Origin of the sequence: Winogradskyella ouciana (assembly GCF_009709615.1) — a bacterium.
Classification (GTDB): Bacteria; Bacteroidota; Bacteroidia; order Flavobacteriales; family Flavobacteriaceae; genus Winogradskyella; species Winogradskyella ouciana.
The window spans coordinates 1-242 of sequence record NZ_WJYA01000274.1; the positions used below are offsets into that span (position 1 = coordinate 1).

The following is a 242-nucleotide window of genomic DNA, read 5'->3' on the forward strand; positions in this document are numbered from 1 at the left end:
TTTTTAACTCTATTTATTACTAGATTTCATAATTAAAAAGCCTACTGACCAAGCTAGAAAGCTTGATACAATAGGCTTTTTAAAGACTGATTATTTAACAGCGTCTTTAAGAGCTTTACCAGCTTTGAATGCTGGTACTTTAGAAGCTGCAATTGTCATTTCTTTACCAGTTTGTGGGTTGCGACCTTTACGTTCTGCACGCTCACGAACTTCAAAGTTACCAAAACCGATCAACTGAACTT

The 242-nt window shown here is 35.5% G+C and carries 1 protein-coding gene; it reads right to left on the reverse strand.

Annotated features, from left to right (window positions below):
* Positions 1–90: 90 nt before the first annotated feature.
* Entirely contained in the window at positions 91–234 is a 144-nt protein-coding gene (locus F1003_RS19145; protein WP_497986941.1) for an HU family DNA-binding protein, read from the reverse strand.
* Positions 235–242: the final 8 nt, after the last annotated feature.